At 65.5% G+C, this 24,351-nt stretch carries 22 protein-coding genes; 10 read left to right on the top strand and 12 right to left on the bottom strand.

All coding sequences use genetic code 11. The annotated features are described in order from the left end of the window. The first annotated feature begins 40 nt into the window (after positions 1–40). On the top strand, positions 41–1,333 hold the full coding sequence (locus DWG20_RS00770) for a glycerate kinase type-2 family protein (RefSeq protein WP_115431960.1): 1,293 nt from the start codon (positions 41–43) through the stop codon (positions 1,331–1,333). Between the two features lie 279 nt (positions 1,334–1,612). Here the strand turns inward: DWG20_RS00770 and DWG20_RS00765 are convergent, their stop codons facing one another. The 9 genes from DWG20_RS00765 to DWG20_RS00725 all read right to left on the bottom strand — a co-directional run bounded on the left by DWG20_RS00765 (position 1,613) and on the right by DWG20_RS00725 (position 11,525). Then, the gene (locus DWG20_RS00765) at positions 1,613–1,981 is read right to left on the bottom strand and encodes a hypothetical protein (RefSeq protein ID WP_115431959.1); all 369 of its coding nucleotides are present in this window, start codon (positions 1,979–1,981) and stop codon (positions 1,613–1,615) included. 56 nt (positions 1,982–2,037) lie between these two features. Continuing rightward, positions 2,038–5,139, bottom strand: coding sequence for an efflux RND transporter permease subunit (locus DWG20_RS00760; protein WP_115431958.1), 3,102 nt, complete (start codon positions 5,137–5,139; stop codon positions 2,038–2,040). A gap of 10 nt (positions 5,140–5,149) precedes the next feature. Next, a complete protein-coding gene (locus DWG20_RS00755) occupies positions 5,150–6,244 on the bottom strand; it encodes an efflux RND transporter periplasmic adaptor subunit (RefSeq protein ID WP_220271991.1) in 1,095 nt (364 codons plus the stop codon). Between the two features lie 29 nt (positions 6,245–6,273). After that, on the bottom strand, positions 6,274–6,801 hold the full coding sequence (locus DWG20_RS00750; protein WP_115431956.1) for a hypothetical protein: 528 nt from the start codon (positions 6,799–6,801) through the stop codon (positions 6,274–6,276). Then, the gene (locus DWG20_RS00745) at positions 6,798–7,964 is read right to left on the bottom strand and encodes a TolC family protein (protein ID WP_181880946.1); all 1,167 of its coding nucleotides are present in this window, start codon (positions 7,962–7,964) and stop codon (positions 6,798–6,800) included. The genes DWG20_RS00750 and DWG20_RS00745 overlap by 4 nt, the downstream gene beginning before the upstream one ends. 136 nt (positions 7,965–8,100) lie before the next feature. Next, a complete protein-coding gene (locus tag DWG20_RS00740) occupies positions 8,101–8,355 on the bottom strand; it encodes a hypothetical protein (RefSeq protein ID WP_115431954.1) in 255 nt (84 codons plus the stop codon). Positions 8,356–8,643: 288 nt separating this feature from the next. Further along, positions 8,644–9,153: a cupredoxin domain-containing protein gene (locus tag DWG20_RS00735; RefSeq protein WP_115431953.1), complete on the bottom strand. Its 510-nt coding sequence runs from the start codon at positions 9,151–9,153 to the stop codon at positions 8,644–8,646. A 33-nt stretch (positions 9,154–9,186) separates the two neighbouring features. Beyond that, positions 9,187–10,452: a multicopper oxidase family protein gene (locus DWG20_RS00730; protein ID WP_115431952.1), complete on the bottom strand. Its 1,266-nt coding sequence runs from the start codon at positions 10,450–10,452 to the stop codon at positions 9,187–9,189. After that, complete coding sequence (locus DWG20_RS00725; protein WP_115431951.1) at positions 10,452–11,525, bottom strand: TolC family protein; 1,074 nt, start codon at positions 11,523–11,525, stop codon at positions 10,452–10,454. The genes DWG20_RS00730 and DWG20_RS00725 overlap by 1 nt, the downstream gene beginning before the upstream one ends. A gap of 141 nt (positions 11,526–11,666) precedes the next feature. Between DWG20_RS00725 and DWG20_RS00720 the strand changes: the two genes are divergently transcribed. Further along, the gene (locus tag DWG20_RS00720) at positions 11,667–12,344 is read left to right on the top strand and encodes a heavy metal response regulator transcription factor (RefSeq protein ID WP_115431950.1); all 678 of its coding nucleotides are present in this window, start codon (positions 11,667–11,669) and stop codon (positions 12,342–12,344) included. Next, positions 12,337–13,689, top strand: coding sequence for a heavy metal sensor histidine kinase (locus DWG20_RS00715; RefSeq protein WP_181880945.1), 1,353 nt, complete (start codon positions 12,337–12,339; stop codon positions 13,687–13,689). Before DWG20_RS00720 ends, DWG20_RS00715 begins: the two co-directional genes overlap by 8 nt. Positions 13,690–13,951: 262 nt before the next feature. Here the strand turns inward: DWG20_RS00715 and pyk are convergent, their stop codons facing one another. The 3 genes from pyk to uraH all read right to left on the bottom strand — a co-directional run bounded on the left by pyk (position 13,952) and on the right by uraH (position 17,145). Continuing rightward, on the bottom strand, positions 13,952–15,382 hold the full coding sequence (gene pyk, locus DWG20_RS00710) for a pyruvate kinase (RefSeq protein ID WP_115431948.1): 1,431 nt from the start codon (positions 15,380–15,382) through the stop codon (positions 13,952–13,954). A gap of 61 nt (positions 15,383–15,443) precedes the next feature. Continuing rightward, positions 15,444–16,739 (bottom strand): urate hydroxylase PuuD, encoded by a 1,296-nt coding sequence (locus DWG20_RS00705; RefSeq protein ID WP_115431947.1) that lies wholly within the window; start codon positions 16,737–16,739, stop codon positions 15,444–15,446. 52 nt (positions 16,740–16,791) lie between these two features. Next, positions 16,792–17,145 carry a hydroxyisourate hydrolase gene (gene uraH, locus DWG20_RS00700; RefSeq protein WP_115431946.1) on the bottom strand — a complete coding sequence of 118 codons (354 nt, stop codon included), beginning with the start codon at positions 17,143–17,145 and terminating at the stop codon, positions 16,792–16,794. Between the two features lie 170 nt (positions 17,146–17,315). On the opposite strand from uraH, the gene DWG20_RS00695 reads away from it, so the two are divergent. The 7 genes from DWG20_RS00695 (at position 17,316) to xdhA (ending at position 24,340) form a co-directional block, all read left to right on the top strand. Next, positions 17,316–18,071, top strand: coding sequence for a GntR family transcriptional regulator (locus DWG20_RS00695; protein ID WP_115431945.1), 756 nt, complete (start codon positions 17,316–17,318; stop codon positions 18,069–18,071). 18 nt (positions 18,072–18,089) lie between these two features. Further along, the gene (gene puuE, locus DWG20_RS00690) at positions 18,090–19,022 is read left to right on the top strand and encodes an allantoinase PuuE (protein WP_115431944.1); all 933 of its coding nucleotides are present in this window, start codon (positions 18,090–18,092) and stop codon (positions 19,020–19,022) included. Between the two features lie 3 nt (positions 19,023–19,025). Then, entirely contained in the window at positions 19,026–19,544 is a 519-nt protein-coding gene (gene uraD, locus DWG20_RS00685) for a 2-oxo-4-hydroxy-4-carboxy-5-ureidoimidazoline decarboxylase (protein WP_115431943.1), read from the top strand. 74 nt (positions 19,545–19,618) lie between these two features. After that, positions 19,619–20,659: an allantoicase gene (gene alc, locus DWG20_RS00680; RefSeq protein WP_220271990.1), complete on the top strand. Its 1,041-nt coding sequence runs from the start codon at positions 19,619–19,621 to the stop codon at positions 20,657–20,659. Positions 20,660–20,749: 90 nt separating this feature from the next. Next, positions 20,750–21,262, top strand: coding sequence for an ureidoglycolate lyase (locus DWG20_RS00675; RefSeq protein ID WP_115431942.1), 513 nt, complete (start codon positions 20,750–20,752; stop codon positions 21,260–21,262). 209 nt (positions 21,263–21,471) lie between these two features. Next, on the top strand, positions 21,472–22,815 hold the full coding sequence (locus DWG20_RS00670) for a nucleobase:cation symporter-2 family protein (RefSeq protein WP_115431941.1): 1,344 nt from the start codon (positions 21,472–21,474) through the stop codon (positions 22,813–22,815). A gap of 67 nt (positions 22,816–22,882) precedes the next feature. Then, positions 22,883–24,340 carry a xanthine dehydrogenase small subunit gene (xdhA, locus tag DWG20_RS00665; protein WP_115431940.1) on the top strand — a complete coding sequence of 486 codons (1,458 nt, stop codon included), beginning with the start codon at positions 22,883–22,885 and terminating at the stop codon, positions 24,338–24,340. Positions 24,341–24,351: the final 11 nt, after the last annotated feature.

Raw genomic sequence — 24,351 nt, 5'->3', positions numbered from 1 at the left:
GGTGCGACCGCGCCGCCCCGACAAGAATACTGGAGGACACATGTCGAACGCCCACGTTCCGGCCAACGCCACCGAGGCCCGCAGCTTCCTGCGCGGCCTGTTCGACGCCGCGGTCGAGGCCGCGCTGCCGTACAAGACCCTGGCGCAGTACCTGCCCGAAGCGCCCAAGGGCCGCACCGTCGTGATCGGCGCCGGCAAGGGCGCCGCCTCGATGGCGCAGGCGCTCGAGCAGAACTGGAAGGGCCCGCTCGAGGGCATGGTGATCACCCGCTACGAGCACGGCCTGCCGACCGACAAGATCCGCATCGTCGAAGCGTCGCACCCGGTGCCCGACGCGGCCGGCCAGAAGGCCGCCGAACAGGTGCTGGAAAGCGTCAAGGGGCTGACCGAGGACGACCTGGTGATCTGCCTGATCTCCGGCGGCGGCTCGGCGCTGTTGTCGCTGCCGGTGCCTGGCATCACGCTCGACGAGAAGCGCGCGGTCAACAAGGCGCTCTTGAAGTCCGGCGCGCAGATCTCCGAAATGAACTGCGTGCGCAAGCACCTGTCGGCGATCAAGGGCGGCCAGCTGGCCGTCGCCTGCTACCCGGCGCGCGTCGTCACGCTGATGATTTCCGACGTGCCGGGCGACGACCCGTCGGTGATCGCGTCCGGCCCGACCGTTCCCGATCCGAGCACGTTCGAGCAGGCGCGCGAAGTGATCGCCAAGTACGGCATCGAGCTGCCGGCGTCGGTGAAGGCCTACCTCGAAGCCGCTCAGAACGAGACGCCGAAACCGGGCGATCCGCGTCTGGCGCGCTGCGAAGGCCACATCATCTCGACGCCGCAGCACGCGCTGCAGGCGGCCGCCCGTCTCGCGCGCGAGCACGGCGTGACGCCGATCGTGCTCGGCGATACCATCGAGGGCGAATCGCGCGACGTCGCGCTGGTCCACGCCGGCATCGTGCGCCAGATCGTCGGTTTCGACGAACCGGCCGCCAAGCCGTGCGTGATCCTGTCCGGCGGCGAGACCACCGTCACCGTGCGCGGCAACGGCCGCGGCGGCCGCTGCGCCGAGTTCCTGCTGCAGCTGACCATCGCGCTCGAAGGCGTGGCGAGCGTCTATGCGCTCGCGTGCGACACCGACGGCATCGACGGCTCGGAAGACAACGCCGGCTGCATCAGCGCGCCGGATTCGCTCGACCGCGCCGCGGCGAAGGGCGTGTCGGCCAAGGTGCACCTGGCGAACAACGACGCGTACACCTTCTTCCAGGCTATCGACGACCTGATCGTCACCGGCCCGACGCGAACCAACGTCAACGACTTCCGCGCCATCCTGGTGCTGCCGAACTGAGTCGATGAAACCTGAAATTCAAGCGCATCCGAATCGTGCTTGATTTGTTGTTGCCCCGGCCTCGTGCCGGGGTTTTTTCTTGCCCGGAGTAAAGGGGCAGGGCAGGCGCGCGCTGCGTGACCCTCGAACGTTGGTCGAGCCCTGCTACCACCGCTGGTCGCGGCTCGTCGAAGCGGGCATCTCGCTGAAATGAGAACGGCGGCGTCGGATGGGCTCGTGCCTCACCCTTCACCGCCGCCCTGGCGCCAGCGTCAAGTTCCTACCCGTGCGCGACGTACCTTATTTCAGCGTCAGGCGAACCTGATCCGTCGGCTTGCCCGCTAGCGTGACCTTGACGATCGCCTTGGCGCCCGCGGCCGCCTTGACCTTGGCCGTCAGCTTGTTGCCGCCGGCCGGTTCCAGCTTGGCGGTGGTTTTTTTCGTGCCTGCCAGCAACGTAACCTCGCCGCTGGCGCCTTGGCTTGCGACCGCCTGGCCGCCGTGATCGGTCAGATAGACGGCAAGCTGGCCCGCCTCGGCGACGAGTTCGACGCGCTGGCCCGACTTGGCCTCGGCCATCACGCCGCCCTGTTGCGGCTTGAGCACGCCGTCGGCGAACGCGAGGCCGGTGGACAAGGCGAGGGAGGCGGCGATCAGCAGCTTTTTCATGGTGTTCTCCTTTACAAAGGGTTCGCCCCGAGCAGCCACCCGGGGCGGCTTAAAAATCAGAAGGCTTCGGTGCTGTGGTCTTGCAGCAGCTTTTGCAGCGGTTTCTCGCCGAACAGCCAGAACATCAGCGGAGTCAGCAGCGTGTCGAGCAGGGTCGAACTGACCAGCCCGCCGAAGATCACCACCGCCACCGGGTGCAGGATCTCCTTGCCCGGCGCGTCGGCGGCGAACAACAGCGGCGTCAGCGCCAGCGCGGCCGTCAGTGCCGTCATCAGCACCGGCGTGAGCCGTTCCAGCGAACCGCGAACGATCATGCGTTGGCCGAAGGTTTCGCCCTCGAACTTGCACAGGTTGATGTAGTGACTGACTTTGAGGATGCCGTTGCGCGTGGCGATGCCGGTCAGCGTGATGAAGCCGACCAGCGAGGCGACCGACAGCGAGATGTCGGCCAGCCACATCGCGATCACGCTGCCGATCAGCGCCATCGGGATGTTGCCCATGATCATCGCGGTGAGCTTGACCGACTTGTAGCGGCTGTAGAGCACCATGAAGATCAGCGCGAGCGAGATCAGCGATAGCCCGGCGATCAGCTTGGTCGCCTGCTCCTGTGCCTGGAACTGGCCTTCGAGGCTGACGAAATAGCCTTCGGGTAGCTGGCTGTCGGCCAATACCTTGCGGATATCCGTAATGATGCGCGCCATGTCCGAGCCGTCGGTATTGGCGGCGATGACGATGCGGCGGCGGCCGTTCTCGCGTCCGATCTGGTTGGGACCGTCCGACTCCTCGACGCTGGCGACCTGCGACAGCGGGATACGCCCGTGCGGCGTGTCGATCAGGATGTTGGCCAGGCCCGGTGTGTCGCGAGCGCTGTCCGGCAGGCGTACCACCAGCTTGAAGCGCTTGTTGCCGTCGACGATCTGCGCGACGGTGTCGCCCTCGGTCAGCGTCTCCAGCGTCTTCAGCAACGCTCCCGGCGAGACGCCGTACTGCGCAGCCTTGCCGTAGTCGAGCCGCACCTTGATCTGCGGGATCAGCACCTGCTTCTCGATCTGCAGATCGGTCAACCCCGGAATCTTGGCCAGCCTGTCGCGCAGGCTCGCGGCCTGGCCGCGCAGCGTATCGAGATCGTCCCCATAAATCTTCAGTGCAATCTGGGCGCGTACGCCGGACAGCAGGTGATCGAGTCGGTGCGAGATCGGCTGGCCGACGGTCGCCACCGCCGGCAGCGGCGCCAACTTGGCCCGGATGTCGGCCATCACCGCCTCGCGCCCCCGCTCCGACGGCTTGAGGTCGACGTCGAGCTCGCTCGAGTGCACGCCCTCGGCGTGTTCGTCGAGTTCGGCGCGGCCGGTGCGCCGGCCGACGCTCCTCACCTCCGGCACTTCCTTGATCAGCGCCTCGGCCAAGCTGCCGACGCTGTTGGATTCGGCCAGCGAGGTGCCGGGGTTGAGCAGCAGCGACACGGTGAGCGTGCCCTCGTTGAACGCCGGCAGGAACGCTTTGGGGAAGTACGGCACGGTGGCGACCGTCGCTATCACTAGCAGCACCGAGGCGGCCAGGATAGGCTTGGCACGACCGAACGACGCTTCGAGAATGCGTTTGTCCCAGTGCTTCAGCCATAGCACCAGTCGCGAGTCACCGTGCTCGATCTGCCTCATGCGCGGCAGCAGGAAGTAGCACATCACCGGCGTGACGGTGAGCGCCACCACCAGACTCGACAGGATCGACGTGATATAGGCGACGCCGAGCGGCGCGAACAGCCGGCCCTCGATGCCCGGCAGCGCGAACAGCGGCACGAACACCAGAACCACGACCATGGTGGCGACGACCACCCCCGAGCGCACCTCGTTGCACGCCGTCGCGATCACCTTGACGATGCCGGCCACGCCCTTGGGCTTGTTCGCTTTCAGCCGGCGCAGCACATTTTCCACGTCGACCAACGCGTCGTCGACCAGTTCGCCGATGGCGATCGCTAAGCCGCCCAGCGTCATCACGTTGATCGACAGCCCCATGCCCTTGAACACCAGCGCGGTGATCGCCAGCGACAAGGGGATCGCGGTCAGTGAAATCAGCGTGGTGCGCACGTTCATCAGGAACAGGAACAGGATGATCGCGACCATGATCGCGCCGTCGCGCAGCGCTTCCTGCACGTTGCCGATCGACGCGTCGATGAAGTCGGCCTGGCGGAACGAGATTTCCGGCTTGGACACCCCCGGCGGCAGCGACTTGGACAGCGACGCCAGCGCATGCTCGATGTCCTCGCTGAGCCTCACCGAGTCGGCGTTCGGCTGTTTCTGCACGCTGACAATGACCGCCGGCTTGGCGCCGAAGCCGGCGTCGCCGCGCTTGAACGAGGCGGCGAACTTCACCTCGGCCAACTGCTTCAACAGGATGGGCTGGCCGCCGACGTCCTTGACCGCGAGGTTCTGCAGGTCTTCCAGCCTTGTGGTGCGCCCGAGGTTGCGGATCAGATATTCGCGCGCGCTCTGCTCGAGGAAGCCGCCGCTGGTATTGCTCGAGAACGCCTTCAGCGCGGCGTCCAGCTCGTCGAAACTGACGCCGAGTTGTGCCATCAGCGCCGTATTCGGCTCGACGCGGAACTGGCGCACCTCGCCGCCGATCGGGATCACCTGCGCGACGCCCGGGATCGACAATAGCCGAGGCCGCAGCACGAAGTCGGCGTACTCGCGCACCTGCATCGGGCTGACCTTGGCCGGGTCGGCCGGCAGCGCGATCAGCATGATCTCGCCCATCACCGACGAAATCGGACCCATGTTCGGGCTCACACCTTCCGGCAATTGTTCCTTGACCTCGGCCAGGCGCTCGGCGACCAGCTGCCGGTTGCGGTAGATGTCCGAACCCCATTCGAACTCGGCGTAGAGGATAGACAGCCCGATGCCTGACACCGAGCGCACCCGCGTCACGCCGGGCATGCCGTTCAAGGCGGTTTCGAGCGGAAACGACACCAGTTGCTCGACTTCTTCCGGCGCCATGCCGCCGGCTTCGGTCATGACGGTGACGGTCGGCTTGTTGAGGTCCGGGAACACGTCCACCGGCATGTTCGACGCGGTGATGCCGCCGTAAATCATCAGGATGACGGCGAAGGCGAGCACGAACAGCCGGTTTTTCAGGCTGCTATTGACGATCCAGCTAAACATGAACGTCCCCTTAGCGGATCTGGTTGATCAGCGTTGCGCCGGCGGTCACGACCCGTACGCCCGGCTTCACGCCCGTCGCCACGACGTTGGCGCCATCGAGCGCGGTCACTTGCACCGGCACGGCGCGAAAGACTTCGGCGCGCTCGTGCACCCAGACGATGCTCTCGTTGGCCGAATTCTTTACGACGCTCGCCGCCGGTAGCGGCACGCCCTTGACGGTATCGCGCGTCTGAGCGATGACCTTCACCGCCTGGCCGAGCGCCAGCGGGGTATCGCCGCCCTGCTTTAGCCGGAACAGCACCGGCAACGCGCCATCGCGGAAGGCGCTGGCGCCGCCGACAAAGGCCAACGGCGTCTTCGTGCCCGCGAGGCTCGCGTCCGCGAGGCCGGCGACGAGCTTGCTGTCGTAGGCGAGCGCTTCGATCATCAGCCGGGCCGGATCGATGATCTCGAACAGCACGTCGCGCGCCTCGACGACCTGGCCGTTGACGACGCGGGCCGCCGCGATCACGCCGCTGACCGGCGCGACCAGCGCTTCGCGCCCCGTCGCAGTGCCGAGCGCTGCGGCGCGCTGGCGCAACGCCGCGAGTTCGGCCGCCTGGGCTTCGACCTCTTTCTTCGACACCGTGCCGGTGAGTTCGCGCAGCCGGTTCAGCTGCCTCTCGGCTTGTTGGGCCTTGACCCTCAGCTCGGCCAACTCGGCTCGTTGGTTGGCGCGCTCGACGCTGCTGACCGCGGGCACCACATAGGCCAGCACCTGGCCCTTGCCGACTTTCATGCCGGCCACCGGCAGCCCCTTCGGACCGGGTTCGATACGGCCGGACTGGATGGCCTGCACGCGTCCGCCGGCGTTCGGGTCCATCACGACGTGGCCGTTGAGTTCGACGGTGCGGGGCACGGTCTTTTCCGCGCCGACCACGGTACGGATGGCCAGTCGCCGTTGCGCGTCCTTGGGCACGAAGACGCTGCCGTCCGGCAGGCGTTGCGGTTTGTCGGAAGCGATGGCGGCGGCCGGCTTTGCCGCATCGCCGCTGTGGTCTTCGTCGCCGTGCGCGATGGCCTGGTTGAGCCAGAGTGCCAGCAGGCAGGCCAGCAGTTTGTTCATTTTCATGTTCCTATCCCTTATGCCGGCTTTCAGGCGGCTCGACCCCGCTGGCGACGTTTAAGCAGCAGCGAGACGGCCGCCAAGGCGGCCAGAGCGCCGCCGACCCACCACCACATCGATCCCGAGCCATAGCCGCTGGTGGCGGCTTCGGGCTCGGCCGCTTCGGCTACGATCAGCGTGGTCTCGATCAGGTCGGCGTCGTCGCCGGCCTGGACGGTAAACACCAGCGGGTACTGGCCCGGTTTGGCGAACTGCGGCGCGTTCACGAGATAGCTGCCGTTGTCGGCCGCCTGCGCGACGGCCTTCCAGCTGCCGCTCTCGACTTCCACTCTCGCGCCGGTCACCGGCTCGTTGCTGGCGAAACGGTCGAGGTAAACGGTGAGCCGGCCGTTGCCGGGCGTGGCGACCAGTTCGAACAGCTCGGTCTGCGCCTCGGCACGCGGTGCGACGTTGGCCGCGACGGCCGGTTTGGAACCATCACCGTGGTCTTCACCGGCGTGGGCAAAGGCGAGCAAGGGGGTAAACAGCAGCGTAAAGAGCAGGGTTTGGCGGGTCATGGCAGGACTCCCACGGCCTGGTTGTAACGGGAGACGGCCCGGGCCGCCTCGGTGCGGGCACGGGCGGCTTGCAGACGGGTGTCGGCGAGTTCGGTCTCGGCGCGGATCATCGCGGGCAGGTCGAGCTGACCGGCCTTGAAGGCTTTTTCGACCCAGGCGAAGCTCTGCTCGGCCAGTTGCAGGCGTTCCTGCTGCAGAGTCGACGCCTCCCCGGCCTGGTCGAGTTCGGCCCTGCTCGCCGAAGCATTCGCGGCAAGCTTGCGCTGCGCGGTGTCGAGCGCGATCTGCGCCTCGGTCAGTTCGGCGTTGGCCGCGGTGATCCGCGGCTGATTGCGCGACGACGAACCGAACGGAATCTTGATCGCGATCATGGCGAGGTTCTGGTAAGGCTCGCCGAAGCCGCCGCGTTCGCGGGTCAGCGTGAGCGCCAGTTCGGGGTTGTTCCGAGTGTCGCCGCCCGCCTGGCTGAGCCGTGCTTGTGCGGACGAGGCCTTGGCAACCAGGCTCGCAAGCTGCGGGTGCGTGCCCGGCTCGACTTGTGCGGCAGGCCGTTCATCCTGATCCGGCAAGGGCGCGCCGCGCGACAGCGCCCTGAACTGTTCTTGCGCGCGGGATAGAGTCGCTTTCGAACGCAAACGCTCGCTCTTGGCCTGGCCGAGGGTGCTGCGAGCGAGGTTCAGGTCGAGCGGGGCCAGATCGCCGGCCTTGACCCGGCGCGCGACGTCGGCTTCGAGGCGGGTGGACTCCTCGAGTTTGAGCTCGGCCGAGATCAGCTCGGTCTGGGCGAGGCGGACGTCCCACCACGCTTCGCGCAGCTCGCCGGCGAGTTGCCAGCGTTCTTGGATGAAGCCTTGGCTGCTGGCTTCACGCTCGCTCTGCGCGACCCTCCGCGCCCGGTCGCGCTGGCCCCATAGCCACAGCGGAACGCCGACTTCGGCTTCCCACTCGCGCAAGCCGTGGTTACGGTCGATCTGGTCGCTGCGGCCAGACAAAGTCAGCGTCGGTGGTTCGGGCAGCAGGGATCGGGCGGCCGCTTCCTGCGCGTCGAATTGCGCCGTGCGGGCGGACTGGGCCGGGGCATTCGCGGCCCAGGCATGGTCGAGGGCGTCCTTGAGCGTGGCGGCAGACAGCGGTGCGGACACGCCCAGCCAGAACGCGGCCATCCCCAAGGCCTGCCGATAAAACGGAGGGATATTAGGCATGTTGGCCTCTGCGACAGAGTTGAAAACGGCTATGCGTCATGCCGGACACGAAAAAGCGGCCTTGCGGCCGCACGATGAGTCGAAAGGTGTCCGCATCTTACTTGCTGCGGTAATTCTCGGGATTGTTTTTGATGGCGTGGTCGGCGTAATGGCTGAGCGCTTCGGGCGACGGGGCCTGAACCTTGAGCCCGCTCGCCGGCTCTTGGCGCTGTGCCGACGTAGCCATTTGTTGTACGTACTGCGAATGAACAGCATTGCGCTCAATGAAGGCACGGGCGTTGTCGCCACCATCGGCGAAGGCGGCCGAAGCCAGCACGGACAGGGACAGCGCGGTCAGGACGAGTTTTTTCATGGTCGATCTCCTAGAGGGATGAGGTGTTTTTCCTAGTGGGCAGCATTTCTTTGTGCTGCTACCGATACCAAGCTTGATGATTCGATCATAGCGACCGCCCCCCCCACGTCAGGCTGACAGCCGGATTACCTTTTTGTAAGGTTCGCTCCTCTGTGCCGGCCCTGCTGGCCGGACGCCCATCTTGCTCGAGGTCATCCCGCTTAGGGCACAGCCATTAGGATGCGTTTGTCTCCGCCAAGAAGACCAAACGGCCGCACTAGCGGCCGTTTGGTGTGTCTGTCCTCCGGGTCAGGAGACGACCTTCAGCGTCCCCGTCATGGTCGGGTAGTGGCCGGGGACGTTGCAGCCGAACTGGATCTCGCCGGTACGCGTGAAGCGCCAGACCAGCGTCTTGCTCTCGCCGGGCGCCAAGGTCAGCATGCCCATCGCGGGCATGTCGCCGTGCGCCATGCCAGGGTTGGACTGCATCTGCTTGGCGTGCTCGGCCAACATCTCCTTGGTGCCGAGCGCGAACTCGTGTTTGGTCTGGCCCTTGTTGGTCACGATGAAGCGGACCGTCTCCCCCTGCTTGACCTCGACGCGGTCCGGCGTGAAGCGCATGGAGTCATCCGCATCGATGCGGATGGTGCGGGTCGCGGCGGCTGACTGGCCGGCTTGGCCGAGGGTCATCGCCTGCATGTCGTGGCCGGCGTGCGGGTTGGCCGCCGCGCCGTGGCCGCCGGCGTGGTCGCCACTTGCCATAGCGGGGAGAGAAAGAATGACGGCCACCAGCGGCGCCACGAATTTGTTAAAACGCATGGAATTCTCCTTATTGTTGGGACTTCTATCGGCTCAGGAAAAGTCGGGAGCCCGCGTCTTGTACGCCACGGTGCCCTTGGGGGCCTGGTACCAGCCCGGGTCGCGGTAATCGCCGGCGGGCAGGCGGTCGCGCACCTTCAGCACGGTGAACATGCCGCCCATCTCGAGCGGGCCGTACGGCCCCTTGCCGTCCATCATCGGCAGCGTGTTGTCGGGCAGCGGCATGCCGGCCATCTCGCTCATGTCGGCCATGCCGTTGCTGCCCATCGCCATATAGCCGGGGATGATGTCGCGCAGCTTCTCCTCGGCCGCTTTCTGGTCGACGCCGATCAGGTTGGGCGTGTCGTGCCCCATCGCGTTCATCGTGTGGTGCGACTTGTGGCAGTGGAACGCCCAGTCGCCCGGCTCGTCGGCGACGAACTCGATGGTGCGCGTCTGGCCGACGCCGACGATGACGGTGACCTCGGGCATCTGCGCCGAGACCGGCACCCAGCCGCCGTCGGTGCCGACGGTCTTGAACGCGAAGCCGTGCAGGTGCATCGGGTGTTCGTGCATCGACAGGTTGCCGATGCGGATGCGCACGCGCTCGCCGGTCCGGGCGACCATCGGCGCGATGGCCGGAAACACCTTGCTGTTGATGGTCCACAGGTTGAAGTCGGTCATCGTCGCCGGTTTGGCGATGCGCGTGCCCGGCTCGATGTCCCAGTTGTGCAGCAGCATCGCGTAGTCGCGGTCCGGCTTCGGTCCGACCGGCCGCTTCGGGTGGACGATGAACAGCCCCATCATGCCGAGCGCCAGCTGCACCATTTCGTCGGCGTGCGGGTGGTACATGAAGGTGCCGGAGTTCTTCAGCGTGAACTCGTAGGCGTAGGTCTCGCCCGGTTTGATGTGCGGCTGCGACAGCCCGCCGACGCCGTCCATGCCCGACGGCAGGAACAGGCCGTGCCAGTGCACGGTGGTGTGCTCCTTCAGCTTGTTGGTGACGTAGATGCGGATGCGCTCGCCCTCTACCGCCTCGAGGGTCGGCCCCGGCGTCATGCCGTTGTAGCCCCAGCACTTGACCTTCATGCCGGGCGCGAACTCGCGCTCGACCTCCTCGGCGATCAGATGGAATTCCTTGACGCCGTCCCTCATGCGCCACTTGGCGCTCTTGCCGTTGAGCGTGACGACGGGCGCGTGCCCGCCTGCCGCCGGGCCGGCCTCGCCGATCACCCCGGCCTGCGGCGCCGCCATCGCGGCCCTGGCCATCAACACGCCCGCCGACGCGGCGCCGACGCTCAGAAACTTTCGCCTGTCCATTACCTGCTCCTCGCAATCTGTGTGCCGCCGGCTTCCAGCTCGAGCCAAGCCAGCCACAGGTCGCGGCGCGCCTTGATGAAGCCCTCGAGCATCGTGAATTCCTCGCGCTTGGTCTCGATCAGCGTGTACACGCCGACCAGCATGCCGTTGTACGCCTTGAGCGTCTCGTCGGAGCGGCCCTGCGCGGCGGGCACGAGGTCTTTCCGGTAGGCCTCGGCCAACGTCTCCAGCGCCTTGGCGCGGCCGATCAGCGCCGCCGTCTCGGCCTGGTGCTCGGCCAACTGCATCCGGTGTTCGAGCGCGGCCTCGCCGGCAAGGCGGCTCTCCGGCACGACGACTTTGGCCGGCAGGCTCAGAGGCAGTCGCTGCGGGACGGGCCTGAATGCCTTTCCGCGCGCTTCGCGGTCGCGTTCACGGGCGCTGTCGATCAGCTCGGCGTCAAGCGCCAGTGTGTCGGCCTTGATCCGGCCGAACTCGGGCAGACGGCCGGGCAGCTCGGGCAGCACGTCGGCGAGTTCGACATCCCCGAGGCCGGCCTGCGAGACGAAGCGCTGCTTCTCGGCCGCCGCCTCGGCGTCGGCCTCGGCCGACTCGAAGCGGGCCCGGGCGAGCTCCTGCCGGGCCTTCAGCCACTCGCCGCTTGCCGCGCTGCCGGCCTTGCGCTGGCCGTCCATCAGCGAGAACGCCGCCTCGGCGGCCTTAAGCGCATCGCGGCGCACGCCGGCCAGCTGGCCGGCGGCGACCGCCTTGATATACGCCGACTTCACCGCGGCGAGAGACTTGGCGAAAGCCTCGGCGCTACGCCTGCGCCCGGCATCGAGCCCGGCGAGGTCCCGGGCTTGCAGCGCCAGCACGCCGCCGAAGGTGTCCGGCGGCAGTTCGTCGCCTGCGCTCTTGGCCACACCGCCCTGCGCGAGCCCCGCGCCGGACACGCCCCACTCGCGATAATGGCTTTCGAGCACCGGGCTGTTCACCAGCGCGGCACGCACCGCCTGGTTGAAGTCCAGCCCCCCAGCGGCGGCGAAGCCCGAAACCAGCCAAGCCGCCAGCACGATCGGAACATGCTTCTTCATTGCACTCTCCAAGCGAATGTCCTGAATTGCATGCTAGCCGGCGCTCGCAGGCGGCAGGCTGACGCCGAGATGACATTTTTGTCATCTCGCTGCGGGCGATTCCGCGGTATAACGATCCCCGGGCTTTTGGGACGTGTTTTTATGTGGATTCTGATAGTCGAAGACGAGGAAAGAGCGGCGGCCTACCTCAAGCAGGGGCTGACCGAGGCGGGCTTCAAGGTGGACGTCGCGCACGACGGGATCGAGGGCGAGTACCTCGCGCTCGAGCACGCCTACGACCTCGTCATCCTCGACGTGATGCTGCCGGGCAAGACCGGCTGGCAGGTGCTCGACAGCCTGCGCTTGAGCAAATCGGTGCCGGTGCTGTTCCTGACCGCGCGCGACCGGGTCGAAGACCGGGTGCGCGGGCTGGAGGCCGGCGCCGACGACTACCTGGTCAAGCCGTTCGCCTTCTCCGAGCTCTTGGCCCGTGTGAGGACGCTGTTGAGGCGCCGCCCGGTGGTCGAGCCGGACCTCCTCAAGGTCGCCGACCTCGAACTCGACCTGGCGCGGCACAAGGCATGGCGCGCCGGGGTGAGCATCCCGCTGACCGCGAAGGAGATGGCCTTGCTCGCGCTGTTCATGCGCCGAAAGGGCGAGGTGCTGTCTCGCACGCTGATCGCCGAACAGATCTGGGACATGCATTTCGACAGCGACACCAACGTGGTCGAGGTCGCGATACGGCGGCTGCGCGCCAAGATAGACGACCCGTTCGAGACCAGGCTGATCCACACGCTGCGCGGCGTCGGCTATGTGCTGGAGGCCGGCCGCGATGAATAAGAACATCTCGCTGACCCGTCGGGTGGCGCTCGGTTTCGCGCTGTTGACCGTCCTCTTGATCGCCGGTTGCGGCGTCCACCTGTATCACGCGCTCAAGCTCGAGATGTCGCATCGCGACCAGGAGGAGCTCGCCGGCAAGATCTCGCTGTTCCGGAAGACGGTCGCCTACGTACCCGACCTCGCCACCCTGCGCGAGGGCCCGGGCGTGCTGACCCACTTTTTGATCGGCCATGACAACCTGGCGCTCAGGGTACGCAACGCGTCGGGTGACGTCGTCGTCGACAGCCGGGCTCCGTTGCCGGACTCCGCCTGGGGCGGTTTGACGTCGGGTACAGAAGCGCTGGGCGGCGCCGGTGCGGACGGCCTGTCCTGGCAGGGGTTGACGGCCGCGGGGCGGCTCGCCGACGGCCAACTCGTGCAATTGGAGGTCTGGCGCGCCACCCATGCGCAACAGGCGCTGCTCGAGTGGTACCGCGACCAGATGCTGATCGCCGGCGCGCTGGCGACGCTGATCGCCGCGGCGCTCGGTTGGCTCTTGGTGCGCGGGAGCCTTGCGCCGCTTGCCGCGCTGACCGCGTCGGCGCAGGCCATCCACCACCATAACCTGAGCCAGCGGCTCGACGCCGGCCGGGTCCCCGACGAGCTGCAGGGCTTAGTGCAGAGTTTCAACGGCGTGCTCGAACGCCTCGATGCGGCCTTCGCCCAACTCTCCGCCTACGCCACCGACCTCGCGCACGAGCTGCGCACCCCGCTGGGCATCCTGCTCGGCCAGACGCAGGTCGCGTTGTCGCGCGAGCGCTCGGCCGACGACTACCGCCAAGTGCTCGCCGACAACGCGGAGGAGCTCGAGCGGCTGGCGCGGATGGTCAACGACCTGCTGTTCCTGGCCAAGGCGGAGCACGCGGAGAACCTGCTGTCGCGCGAGGTGCTCGACCTTGAAGTCGAGGCGCAGCGGGTGTGCGACTTCTTCGAGATCCTCGCCGAGGAAAAGGCGATCCGGCTCGAGGTCACCGGCCGCTTGCGCCTGCAAGCCGATCGGGCGTCGCTGCGCCGGCTGCTCAACAACCTGGTCAGCAACGCGATCCGTTACAGCCCGCACGGCGAGTCGGTACGGCTGACGATGGAGCCGTCGCTGCCCGGCATCGTCATCGACAACCGCCCGGCGAGTCCGCTGCCCGACGACCTGAACATCCTGTTCGACCGCTTCTACAGCCGCGGCGACAAGGGTGAGGGCCATGGCCTCGGGCTGCCGATCGCCGACGCGATCGCGCGGCTGCACGGCGGCGAGTTGCGCGCCGAGAGGCGAGAGGGACGGCTGTACATGATCGCCCGCTGCGGGGCATAGCGGTCTGGCTTTCCGCTCGGTCATGGCCCCGCCGGGCTAAGCGGCGCGGCGGTGGGCTCATGGTCGGTTGAACGAGTCGCTTTTGCCAAAGGATTGGAAGGGCTCGGCCAAGCTTGGCGGGTTCGGCGGCCAAGCTCAAAGGTTGGCCGAGCCTCGCGCCTTGCTTTCCAAGAATCGGCGGAGCGGGGCGCTTGTTCGTCGCTGGCAGGCACAAAAAAAAGGGCGGGGAAATCCCCGCCCTGCTTATGTCTGGCCGTAAGCCTTACGGCTGCTGTTCGCCCACGCGCACGATCAGCATGTTGTTGGTCGCGCCCGGCTTGCCGAGTTTCTCGCCGATGGTCATCAACAGCAGGTCGCCCTTTTCGACCGCACCGCGCTCGAGCAGCGCCTGTTCGGCCTGCGCCAGCGCCGCTTCCCGGCTGGTGGCGATCGCGCCGGTCATCATCGGGAACACGTCGCGGAACACGCTGACCTTGCGACGGGTCGACTCTTCCGGCGTCACCGCGTAGATCGGCACGCCGGAGTCGACGCGGCTCATCCACAACGCGGTCGAGCCGGACTGCGTCAGCGCGGCGATCGCCTTCACCTTCAGGTGCTGTGCGGTGAACAGCGTCGCCATCGCGATCGACTGGTCGATGTTGTTCTGCTCGCGGTTCAGAAGCTCGAGGTCGAACGAGTTCGCGTACGACTGCTCGGCGGCGACGCACACGCGCGCCATCGCCTCGACGGTCTCGACCGGGTAGTCGCCGGCGGCGGTCTCGGCCGACAGCATCACCGCGTCGGTGCCGTCGAGCACGGCGTTGGCGACGTCGGACACCTCGGCGCGGGTCGGCACCGGGCTCGTGATCATCGATTCCATCATCTGCGTCGCGGTGATCACGAACTTGTTGCGCTCTCGCGCCAGGCGGATCATGCGCTTTTGCAGCGCCGGCACCGCGGCGTCGCCGACTTCGACCGCGAGGTCGCCGCGCGCGACCATGATGCCGTCGGACGCGTCGAGGATCTCCTCGAGCTTGTCGATCGCTTCGCAGCGTTCGATCTTGGCGACCAAGAGCGCGTGGCCGCCGGCGGCCTTCACCAGTTCGCGCGCCTCTTCCATGTCGGCGGCGTGCTTCGGGAAGGAGACGGCGATGTAGTCGGCTTGCAGCGCGATCGCGGTCTTCAGGTCTTCCTTGTCCTTGTCGGTCAGCGCCGGGGCGGACAGGCCGCCGCCTTGCTGGTTGATGCCCTTGTTGTTCGACAGCTTGCCGCCGACGCGCACGGTGGTGAAGATCTTGGCGCCCTCGACGCGATCGACGTCGAGCACGATCTTGCCGTCGTCGAGCAGCAGCACCGCGCCGGTGTCGACGTCGTTAGGCAGGTCTTTGTAGTCGAGGCCGACGGTGTGCTGGTTGCCCAGTTCGCACTCGGCGTCGAGCACGAATTGTTCCCCCTTCACGAGCATGATCGGACCGTCCGCGAACTTGCCGACACGGATCTTCGGACCTTGCAGGTCGGCGAGGATGCCGACGCAGGTACCGACGTTGTCGGCCGCCTGGCGGATCATTTGCGCGCGACCGATGTGGTCCTCGGGCTTGCCGTGCGAGAAGTTGAGGCGGGCGACGTTGACGCCCGCGGCAATCATATTCTGCAAGGTTTCCAGGGTGTTGCTGGCCGGGCCGAGCGTCGCGACGATCTTGGTGCCTCTGAACATGCTCTATGTCTCCTCTTGTGCTTGTGAAAAAAGCCGGCTTGCGCCGGCTTTCCGTACAGGGTTACTTCGCGCCTGCGCTCACCCACTGATCGACGATCACACGTTCTTCGTCGGTCATCTGGGTCATGTTGCCGAGCGGCATGTACTTCGATTTCACCGCGGTGTTGATGCGGGCCGCATTGGCGCGCACCACGCTTTCCTGGTCGAGCACGAGGCCGGCCGGGGCGGCGGCGAAGCCGGGTTGTGTCGGCTTGGCCGCGTGGCAGGCTACGCAGCGTTTCTCCATCACTTCGTGCACTTGGGCGTAGTTCACGCCGGCGGTGGCGGCCGGTGCTGCGGCGGTCGCAGCGGCCGGGGCGGAAGCTTCGCCAGCAGCCGGAGCAGAAGCCTCGGCGACGGCCGGTGCGGCGGTCTGGGCGACGGCCGGCTGTTCCAGCGCTTGTTGCGGCGCACCGACGAACAGCGCGGCGACGATCACGGCGGTGCCGGCGGCCGGCAGCGCGTACAGTTTCTTGCCGGCGTGCATCAGCACGAAGAACTGACGGATCAGCGCGCCGGACACGATGATCAGCGCCATGATCACCCACGCGTATTCGTGGCTGTAGCTGAACGCGTAGTGGTTGCTGATCATCAGGAACACGACCGGCAGCGTGAAGTAGGTGTTGTGCACCGAGCGCTGCTTGCCGCGCTTGCCGTCCAGCGGGTTAGGCGTACGGCCGGCCTTGATGTCGTTGAACATGCGGCGCTGGCCCGGGATGATCCAGAAGAACACGTTGGCCGACATCGACGTGGCCATCACGGCGCCGGTGATCAGGAAGGCGGCGCGGCCCTGGAAGATCAGGCTGGTCGCGTAGGCGACGCCGATGACCATGACAGCGACTGCGATACTCAAGAGGCCGTCGCGGTTCATGGTCGGGCTGATCAGGCGGCACAGGCCGTCGTAGACGATCCAACCGCCGACCAGGAAGCCCACGGCGATCGCGGACGCGGCGGCGCCGGACAGTTCCATCTTGGCCGGGTCGACCAGGTAGATGCTGGCGTTGGCCAGATACAAGAGCGCGAACAGCGCGAAGCCGGACAGCCAGGTCGTGTACGACTTCCAGTACGACCAGTGCACGTCTTCGTTCAATTCGAACGGCGGGTTGGTCAGGTATTTCTGGCTGTGGTAGAAGCCGCCGCCGTGCACGGCGAACATTTCGCCGAACACGCCGCGTTTGATCGACGCTTCGTCTTTCGGCTTGTGCAGGCCGTTGTCGAGCATCACGAAGTAGATCGACTCGCCGATCCACGAGATCGCGGCGATTACATGCAACCAGCGCAGCAGCAGGTTGGCCCAGTCAAGCAGGTAGTTTTCCATTTAGATCAATGTCTCCAAGTGTTGCATCACACGTCGTACGCGCGTGTTGAATTCAGCTGCCGCGATAGGTCGAGTAGGTCCACGGCGTCACGACCAGCGGCACGTGGTAGTGCTCGCTGGGGGTGCTGATGCCGAAGCGCAACACCACCACGTCCACGAAGCGCGGCTCGGGCAGGCTCACGCCCTTGCGCGCGAAGTATTCGCCCACGTGGAACTGGATTTCATAAACGCCTGCTGTCAGCGCGTCGCCTTCGAGCAGCGGCTGGGTGACGCGGCCGTCGCTGTTGGTTTCGCTGGCGGCCACCTGGGTGCGCACCTCGTTCTCGACGCGGAATACCTTGATGGCGACGTCGGAAGCGGGCTTGCCGTGCATCGTGTCAAGCACGTGGGTAGTCAGTTTTCCCATGAGGTTCTCTCCTCTTATTGAATATTTAACTCTCGTTCCGTTGCAGCCATGTTGCTTCGGAGCAAAAATTGTCAACAATTTGTGTTGACGATATTCGCCCGTGGCTCCAATAATTGTCAACAAAATTTTGGAAACAATTCCCGCATCCCGGAAATTAGTGAGACCAAACGATGACGCCCAATGAAGCGCCAGCGGTGCCCGGTATCCGGCCCGAAAAGTCCGTTTGGGACGGTTCAGTCCTCGATGGCGAACCTCTTAACGAGGTCGACCGTATTTATGCGGAAATTCTCGACGCGGTCATCGACCAGCGTCTGCTGCCCGGCGTCAAGCTGACCGAGGCCGTGTTGTGCGACGTGTTCCACTGCTCGCGCAGCATGGTGCGCGCGGCGCTCGCCAAGCTCGCCCACGACGAGATCGTGGATATCCAGCCCAACCGCGGTGCCTTCGTCGCGATGCCCGACGTCAAGGAAACGCACGACATCTTCGAGGCGCGCCGTATGGTCGAGGGCGCCATCCTCAAGAAGCTGATGGGCATGCCCGACCTCGAGTCGCGGCTGGCGTCGATGCGCCGCCTGGTCGACGAGGAGCGCGACGCTTTCGCCAGCGGCGACCGCAGCACCTGGATCCGCCTGTCGAACCATTTCCACGTCAAGCTCGCGCAGTCGGCCGAGAACGCGGTGCTGACCGACCTGATGCGCGGCCTCACCAGCCGCACCTCGCTGATCATCGCGCTTTACGACGTGCCCGGCCGCAGCGCCTGCTCCTTCGACGAGCACGACACCATCCTCGATTGCCTGGCCGTGCGCGACCTCGACGCCGCGCTCGCCGCCATGCATCACCACCTGCAGGACTGCGAGCAGCGCCTGCGCCTGACCGACGAAGAAATCCAATCCGATTTGAGGGCGGTTTTCACCTTCAAACGTTAAATAAGACTGGGAGGAAGCATGTCTGCCAATTACCCGCGCGACCTGATCGGCTACGGTCGCAACATTCCGAAGGCCAACTGGCCGGGCAACGCTCGCGTGGCGCTGCAGTTCGTCCTCAACTACGAGGAGGGCGGCGAGAACTGCGTGCTGCACGGCGACAAGGCGTCCGAGCAGTTCCTGTCCGAGATCGTCGGTGCCGCCGCTTACGAAGCGCGTCATATGTCGATGGAGTCGATCTACGAATACGGCTCGCGCGCCGGCGTGTGGCGCATTCTCGACGCGTTCGAGAAGCGCGGCTGGCCGCTGACCATCTTCGGCGTGGCGACCGCGCTGCAGCGTCATCCGGAAGTGACCCGCGCCTTCGTCGACGGCGGCCACGAGATCGCCTGCCACGGCCTGAAGTGGATCCACTACCAGAGCATGGACAAGGAAATCGAGCGCGAGCACATGCGCGAGGCGATGCAGCTCATCAAGGAGCTGACCGGCATCACGCCGAAAGGCTGGTACACCGGCCGCGACAGCCCGAACACCCGCCAGCTGGTGGCCGAGCAGGGCGAGCTGAGCTACGACGCCGACTACTACGGCGACGACCTGCCGTTCTGGACCGAGGTCGAGCTGTCGGACGGCTCGAAGAAGCCGCACCTGGTCGTGCCGTACACCCTCGACACCAACGACATGCGCTTCGCGACCCCGCAGGGCTTCAACACCGGCGAACACTTCTATCAGTATCTGAAGGACGCGTTCGATGTGCTGTACGCCGAGGGCGAACACACGCCGAAGATGCTGTCGATCGGCATGCACTGCCGCCTCCTGGGTCGCCCGGGCCGCTTCGCCGCCTTCCAGCGCTTCCTCGATTACGTCGCCAGCCACGACAAGGTGTGGATCGCCCGCCGCGTCGACATCGCCAACCATTGGGCCGAGAACCACCCGTACCAGCCGAAGGGAGAATAAGAAATGAGCACTACCATTAGCCTGAAAGCCCTGAACGAACTGCCGAAGGACGAGTTTGTCTTCGAGCTCGGCGGCATCTTCGAGCACTCGCCGTGGGTGCCGGAAACCGTCGTCGGCGACCGCCCGTTCCTGACCATCCGGGAACTGCACGAAGCGATGATCTCGGCGATCGAGAAGGCCGGCGTCGAGGCGCAGCTGAAGCTGATCCGCGCCCACCCGGAACTGGCCGGCAAGGCCGCGGTGCGCGGCGAGCTGACCGAAGAGTCGACGCACGAGCAGGCCGGCGCCGGCCTCGACAAGTGCACGCCGGAAGAGTTCGAGAAGCTGACGCGTCTGAACGCCGACTACAACGCCAAGTTCGGCTTCCCGTTCATCCTCGCGGTGCGCGGCTACGACCGCCACGGCATCATCGCCGAATTCGAACGCCGCTACGGCCTGAACGTCGAACAGGAGCGCGCCGAGAGCCTGTCCCAGATCTACAAGATCGGCGGCTTCCGCCTCAACGATCTGATCACGGTCTAAAACCCTCGGCCAACCTTTCCAAGGGTTGGCCGAGCTATCGCCCCAGCCCCTAACAATTCATTGAGGAGAAGACAATGGCTGCACCTAATGCACCGGTCGGTACCGTCATCAACGCCCCGGCCGTCGACGCCCCCGAGTTCGCCACGCGCTACACCAACCTGGCCCACGAAGACTTCGGCGCCAAGGTGCTGTTCTGCACCGACGAATGGTTCGCTCCGGCCGAGCGCATGCTGCAGGCGTCCGAGCCGGTGTTCATCGTCGGCAAGTTCGACGACCACGGCAAATGGATGGACGGCTGGGAAACCCGTCGCCGCCGCAACGGCGGTCACGACTTCGCCATCGTCAAGCTCGGCCTCGCCGGCGTGATCAAGGGCTTCGACATCGAGACCAGCCACTTCACCGGCAACTTCCCGCCGGCGGCCTCGGTTGAAGCCTGCTATAGCGAAACCGATCCGACCGAAGCCACCGAGTGGACCGAAATCGTCGCCACCACCTCGCTGAACGGCCACTCGCACCACTTCATCGAGATCTCCGGCGAGCGTCCGTGGACCCACCTGCGCCTGCACATCTACCCGGACGGCGGTGTGGCCCGCTTCCGCGTCTACGGTCAGCCGCAGTGCGACTGGGACAAAAAAGGCGCCGACGAAGTGATCGAAGTGTCCGCGCTGGAGAACGGCGGCCGCATCGTCGCCTACAACAACGCGCACTTCGGCGTGCCGTTCCGCCTGGTGATGCCGGGCCGCGGCGTCAACATGGGTGACGGCTGGGAAACCCGCCGCCGCCGCGAGCCGGGCAACGACTGGTGCATCGTCGAGCTGGGCCACGCCGCCGTCGTCGAGAAGATCGAAGTCGACACCGCCCACTTCAAGGGCAACTACCCGGACCGCGTGTCGATCCAGGCCGCCTACGTGACCAACAGCACCGACCAGTCGATCGTGACCCAGGCGATGTTCTGGGACACGCTGCTGCCGGAGCAGAAGACCGAGATGGACAAGCAGCACTACTACGGCGCCGAACAGATCCGCGACATCGGTCCGGTGACCCACGTGCGCCTGAACATCTTCCCGGACGGTGGCGTGAGCCGCCTGCGCATCTGGGGTAAACTGGCCAAATAATCGGCCGGTCGCTTGATGTCGAGACGCCTAGCCCCGTCCGGTCCGCCGGACGGGGCTTCGGCTAAAACAAAAGAGTAGCGAGGAGACAATATGTCCGCACTGAAACTTGAACTGCTGACCAAGGACGCGTTCGCCCCATTCGGCGACGTGATCCAGATCGATGGCAGCGAATGGTTTCCGATCAACAACGGTACCACCAAGCGTTTCCACAACCTCGGCCGCGTCGAAGTGACCGGCGAGGGCGGCCTGCCCATCATCAGCATGTGCCGTGGCGACGCCTTCCACCTGCCGGTCGAAGTCAAGATGCTCGAGCGCCACCCGCTGGGCAGCCAGGCCTTCATCCCGACCAGCGGCGCGCCGTTCATCGTCGCCGTGGCCCCGGCTAAGGAAGACGGTCAGCCGGATGAGTCTCAGCTGAAAGCCTTCATCGTGCGCGGCGACCAGGGCGTGAACTACCATCGCGGTACCTGGCACCACCCGCTGGTGACCCTGGGCACCGAGGGCGACTTCATCATCGTCGACCGCGGCGGCCCCGGCCACAATTGCGACGAGGTGCAACTGTCGCAGGTTTATCTCATCGAATCGGCTCCGGCGCTCGATTGAGCACGTCGGAAGTGCACCGGATACGCGCTCCGGTATAATTTCTTCTTTTGAAGGGGAATAAACGACCTTTATAATCTGCTTTCGGTTTGCAGCATGCGCGGCGGTCGCGACGCAGCACAGGCGTCGGTCCCACAGCCATAAGTGAAACATCGGCCCCAAGGCCGGGAACAGCTCGACAAGAAGCCGCTTAGCGTCGCAATGGAGAAACGATGGAAGAGAGTCAGGCCGTCCACCCGGTGGACGAGGTGTTGCCGATAGGGCAGTTGTTTGTCTACGGCCTTCAGCACGTGCTGGTGATGTACGCCGGCGCGGTCGCGGTGCCGCTGATCCTGGGCACCGCGCTGAACCTGCCGCACGATTACCTGGTGTTCCTGATCAACGCCGACCTGTTCGCGTGCGGGATCGCCACCATCATCCAGGCGGTGGGACTGTGGAAATTCGGCTGTCGTCTGCCGCTGGTGCAAGGCTGTACCTTCGCGGCGGTGACGCCGATGATCCTGATCGGTAAGGACTACGGTCTGACCGGCATCTACGGTGCGGTGATCGCCTCGGGCATCTTCACCATGCTGTGCAGCCCTTTCATCGCCAAATTGCTGCGCTTTTTCCCGAAAGTGGTGATGGGGTCGATCATTACCCTGATCGGATTGTCGATCATGCCGGTCGCGGTCGGCTGGCTGGGCGGGGGGCACCCGTCCATGCCGGGCTTCGGTTCGATGGGCGCGCTGGCGATCGGCCTGTTCACCTTGCTGGTGGTCCTGTTGATCTACCGGCTGGCGCACGGCTTTTTCAAGAACATTGCCATCCTCACCGGTCTGGTGATCGGCACGGTGGTCGCCTCGCTGTTCGGCATGACCGATTTCAACGAAGTCGGCCGTACTGCGTGGCTCGGCGTACCGATCCCGATGAACTTCGGCGTGCCGGAGTTCTACGTGGTGCCGTGCGTGATCCTGTCGCTGGTGATGGTGGTGACGATGATCGAGACCATGTCCGACATGCTCGCGATCGGTGCAATGGTGGAGAAACCGATCGATCAGGAAACCCTGAAGCGGGGCTTGCTGGCCGATGGTTTTTCCACGGTGCTCGGCGGGGTGTTCAACACCTTCCCGTACACCGCGTTCGCCCAGAACGTCGGTCTGATCGGGGTGACCGGGGCCAAGAGCCGCTTCATCGTGGCGATGGCCGGGGTGATCCTGATCGTACTGGGCCTGTTTCCGAAGCTGGCGGGTGTGGTCGCTTCGGTTCCGAAACCGGTGCTGGGTGGCGCCGGGATCGTGATGTTCGGCATGGTGGCCGTCGCCGGTATCCGCACCTTGGGTGAGGTCGAGTACCGCGGCAACAGCAACGGCATGGTGGTGGCGCTGGCGCTGGGCATCGGCATGATGCCGGTGCTCGTTCCGACGGTTTTCAGCAGGTTCCCCGAGCTTGCGAACATCTTCCTGCACAGCGGCATCACCATGGGGACGCTGGTGGCCATCGTGGCCAACCTGTGCCTCAACAAACTTCAGAGCAACGATGAAGCAATGGAAAGTGCGACGGCTTCAGAGCACGCCTAGCATTTTTCTGGAATTGACGCCGGTAGCGCCTGGGGGCGCCGCTGGTGACGCATTAGAGGAGAAGAAAATGGGAAACCGAAGAACTATTAGGTTCTTGCTGAACGGCGAGTTGCGCGAAGTCGTCCCGACCTCGCCGACCCAGTCGCTGCTGACTTATCTGCGTGAAGACGAGCGCGCCACCGGCACGAAGGAAGGTTGTGCCGAGGGCGACTGCGGTGCATGCACCGTCACCGAAGCCGAACTGACCGAAACCGGAGAAGTGCGCTTCCGCTCGATCAATGCTTGTATCCGTTTCCTCCCCACCTTCGATGGCCGCGCCATCTGGACGGTGGAAGGCATCGCGTCGCCGGACGGCACGCTGCACCCGGCCCAGCAGGCGATGGTCGACCACCACGGCTCGCAGTGCGGTTTTTGCACGCCGGGCTTCGTGATGTCGATGTACACCATGTACCAGAACGGCGAGAGCCAGCCGAGCCGCGAGCGCGTGCTCGACTGCCTGTCGGGCAACCTGTGCCGCTGCACCGGTTACCGTCCGATCGTCGACGCGGCCATGCACATGGGCGACTACCCGCAAGTGAAGACCTGCGGCAACAGCCTCGCCGAACAGCTGAAGGCGATTCGCCCGGAAACCCTGCTGGAAGTGACCACCGAAGCCGGCAACCGCTTCTACGCCCCGGCCACCGTCGAGGAACTGGCCGCGCTGTATGAAGCCAACCCGGACGCGGTGATTCTCGCCGGCGGCACCGACGTCGGCCTGTGGGTGACCAAACACCTGATGGACCTGAAGACCGTCATCTACATCGGCGGCATCCAGGGCCTCAAGAAGATCGAACAGCGCGACGGCGGCATCGAGATCGGCGCTGCCGTGCTCTTGAACGACGCCTTCCCGGTCGTGGTCGAGCAGTACCCGGAAATGGAAGAGCTGTGGAAGCGCTTCTCGTCCACCCCGATCCGCAACTCGGGCACCTTCGTCGGTAACCTGGCCAACGGCTCGCCGATCGGCGACAACCCGCCGCCGATGATCGCCGTCGGCGCCAAGGTGGTGCTGCGCAAGGGCGACCGTCGCCGTGAGATGGCGCTCGAAGACCTATACTTGGCCTATCGCAAGCAGGCGCGCGAGGAGGGTGAGTTTGTCGAAAGCGTGATCGTGCCGCTGCGCCGCGAATCGGTGAAGGTCGCCGTCTACAAGCTGTCCAAGCGTTACGACCAGGACATCTCGGCCGTTTGCGCCGCCTTCGCCTTCGAGATCGAGAATGGCCGCGTCAAAGACGCCCGCATCGCCTATGGCGGCATGGCCGCCACGCCGAAGCGTGCGACCGCAGCCGAAGCCGCGCTGAACGGCGCATCCTGGGATGAGGCCGCCGTACAGAAAGCCATGGAAGCCATGGATCAGGATTACCAGCCGATGACCGACATGCGTGCGACCAAAGAGTACCGCATGACGACAGCCAAGAACCTGGTCTACCGCTTCTACCTGGAAACGACTGGCGAATTCGAAGCCAGCCTGTACGCCGCCAACAACTAAGGGATGAGAGG

Source organism: Crenobacter cavernae (assembly GCF_003355495.1).
Taxonomy (GTDB): domain Bacteria; phylum Pseudomonadota; class Gammaproteobacteria; order Burkholderiales; family Chromobacteriaceae; genus Crenobacter; species Crenobacter cavernae.
This window is presented reverse-complemented; position numbering and strand designations above follow the sequence as displayed.

Bases quoted from the DNA above. Each gene is read 5' to 3' on its own strand.
- DWG20_RS00730 (WP_115431952.1), bottom strand. From the start codon at position 10,452: ATGGACAGGCGAAAGTTTCTGAGCGTCGGCGCCGCGTCGGCGGGCGTG.
- DWG20_RS00770 (WP_115431960.1), top strand. From the start codon at position 41: ATGTCGAACGCCCACGTTCCGGCCAACGCCACCGAGGCCCGCAGCTTC.
- DWG20_RS00755 (WP_220271991.1), bottom strand. From the start codon at position 6,244: ATGAACAAACTGCTGGCCTGCCTGCTGGCACTCTGGCTCAACCAGGCC.
- DWG20_RS00735 (WP_115431953.1), bottom strand. From the start codon at position 9,153: ATGCGTTTTAACAAATTCGTGGCGCCGCTGGTGGCCGTCATTCTTTCT.
- uraH (WP_115431946.1), bottom strand. From the start codon at position 17,145: ATGGGAAAACTGACTACCCACGTGCTTGACACGATGCACGGCAAGCCC.
- puuE (WP_115431944.1), top strand. From the start codon at position 18,090: ATGTCTGCCAATTACCCGCGCGACCTGATCGGCTACGGTCGCAACATT.
- DWG20_RS00745 (WP_181880946.1), bottom strand. From the start codon at position 7,964: ATGGCCGCGTTCTGGCTGGGCGTGTCCGCACCGCTGTCTGCCGCCACG.
- DWG20_RS00760 (WP_115431958.1), bottom strand. From the start codon at position 5,139: ATGTTTAGCTGGATCGTCAATAGCAGCCTGAAAAACCGGCTGTTCGTG.
- DWG20_RS00740 (WP_115431954.1), bottom strand. From the start codon at position 8,355: ATGAAAAAACTCGTCCTGACCGCGCTGTCCCTGTCCGTGCTGGCTTCG.
- DWG20_RS00725 (WP_115431951.1), bottom strand. From the start codon at position 11,525: ATGAAGAAGCATGTTCCGATCGTGCTGGCGGCTTGGCTGGTTTCGGGC.
- DWG20_RS00715 (WP_181880945.1), top strand. From the start codon at position 12,337: ATGAATAAGAACATCTCGCTGACCCGTCGGGTGGCGCTCGGTTTCGCG.
- pyk (WP_115431948.1), bottom strand. From the start codon at position 15,382: ATGTTCAGAGGCACCAAGATCGTCGCGACGCTCGGCCCGGCCAGCAAC.
- DWG20_RS00670 (WP_115431941.1), top strand. From the start codon at position 21,472: ATGGAAGAGAGTCAGGCCGTCCACCCGGTGGACGAGGTGTTGCCGATA.
- DWG20_RS00705 (WP_115431947.1), bottom strand. From the start codon at position 16,739: ATGGAAAACTACCTGCTTGACTGGGCCAACCTGCTGCTGCGCTGGTTG.
- alc (WP_220271990.1), top strand. From the start codon at position 19,619: ATGGCTGCACCTAATGCACCGGTCGGTACCGTCATCAACGCCCCGGCC.
- DWG20_RS00750 (WP_115431956.1), bottom strand. From the start codon at position 6,801: ATGACCCGCCAAACCCTGCTCTTTACGCTGCTGTTTACCCCCTTGCTC.
- DWG20_RS00720 (WP_115431950.1), top strand. From the start codon at position 11,667: ATGTGGATTCTGATAGTCGAAGACGAGGAAAGAGCGGCGGCCTACCTC.
- uraD (WP_115431943.1), top strand. From the start codon at position 19,026: ATGAGCACTACCATTAGCCTGAAAGCCCTGAACGAACTGCCGAAGGAC.
- DWG20_RS00765 (WP_115431959.1), bottom strand. From the start codon at position 1,981: ATGAAAAAGCTGCTGATCGCCGCCTCCCTCGCCTTGTCCACCGGCCTC.
- xdhA (WP_115431940.1), top strand. From the start codon at position 22,883: ATGGGAAACCGAAGAACTATTAGGTTCTTGCTGAACGGCGAGTTGCGC.
- DWG20_RS00695 (WP_115431945.1), top strand. From the start codon at position 17,316: ATGACGCCCAATGAAGCGCCAGCGGTGCCCGGTATCCGGCCCGAAAAG.
- DWG20_RS00675 (WP_115431942.1), top strand. From the start codon at position 20,750: ATGTCCGCACTGAAACTTGAACTGCTGACCAAGGACGCGTTCGCCCCA.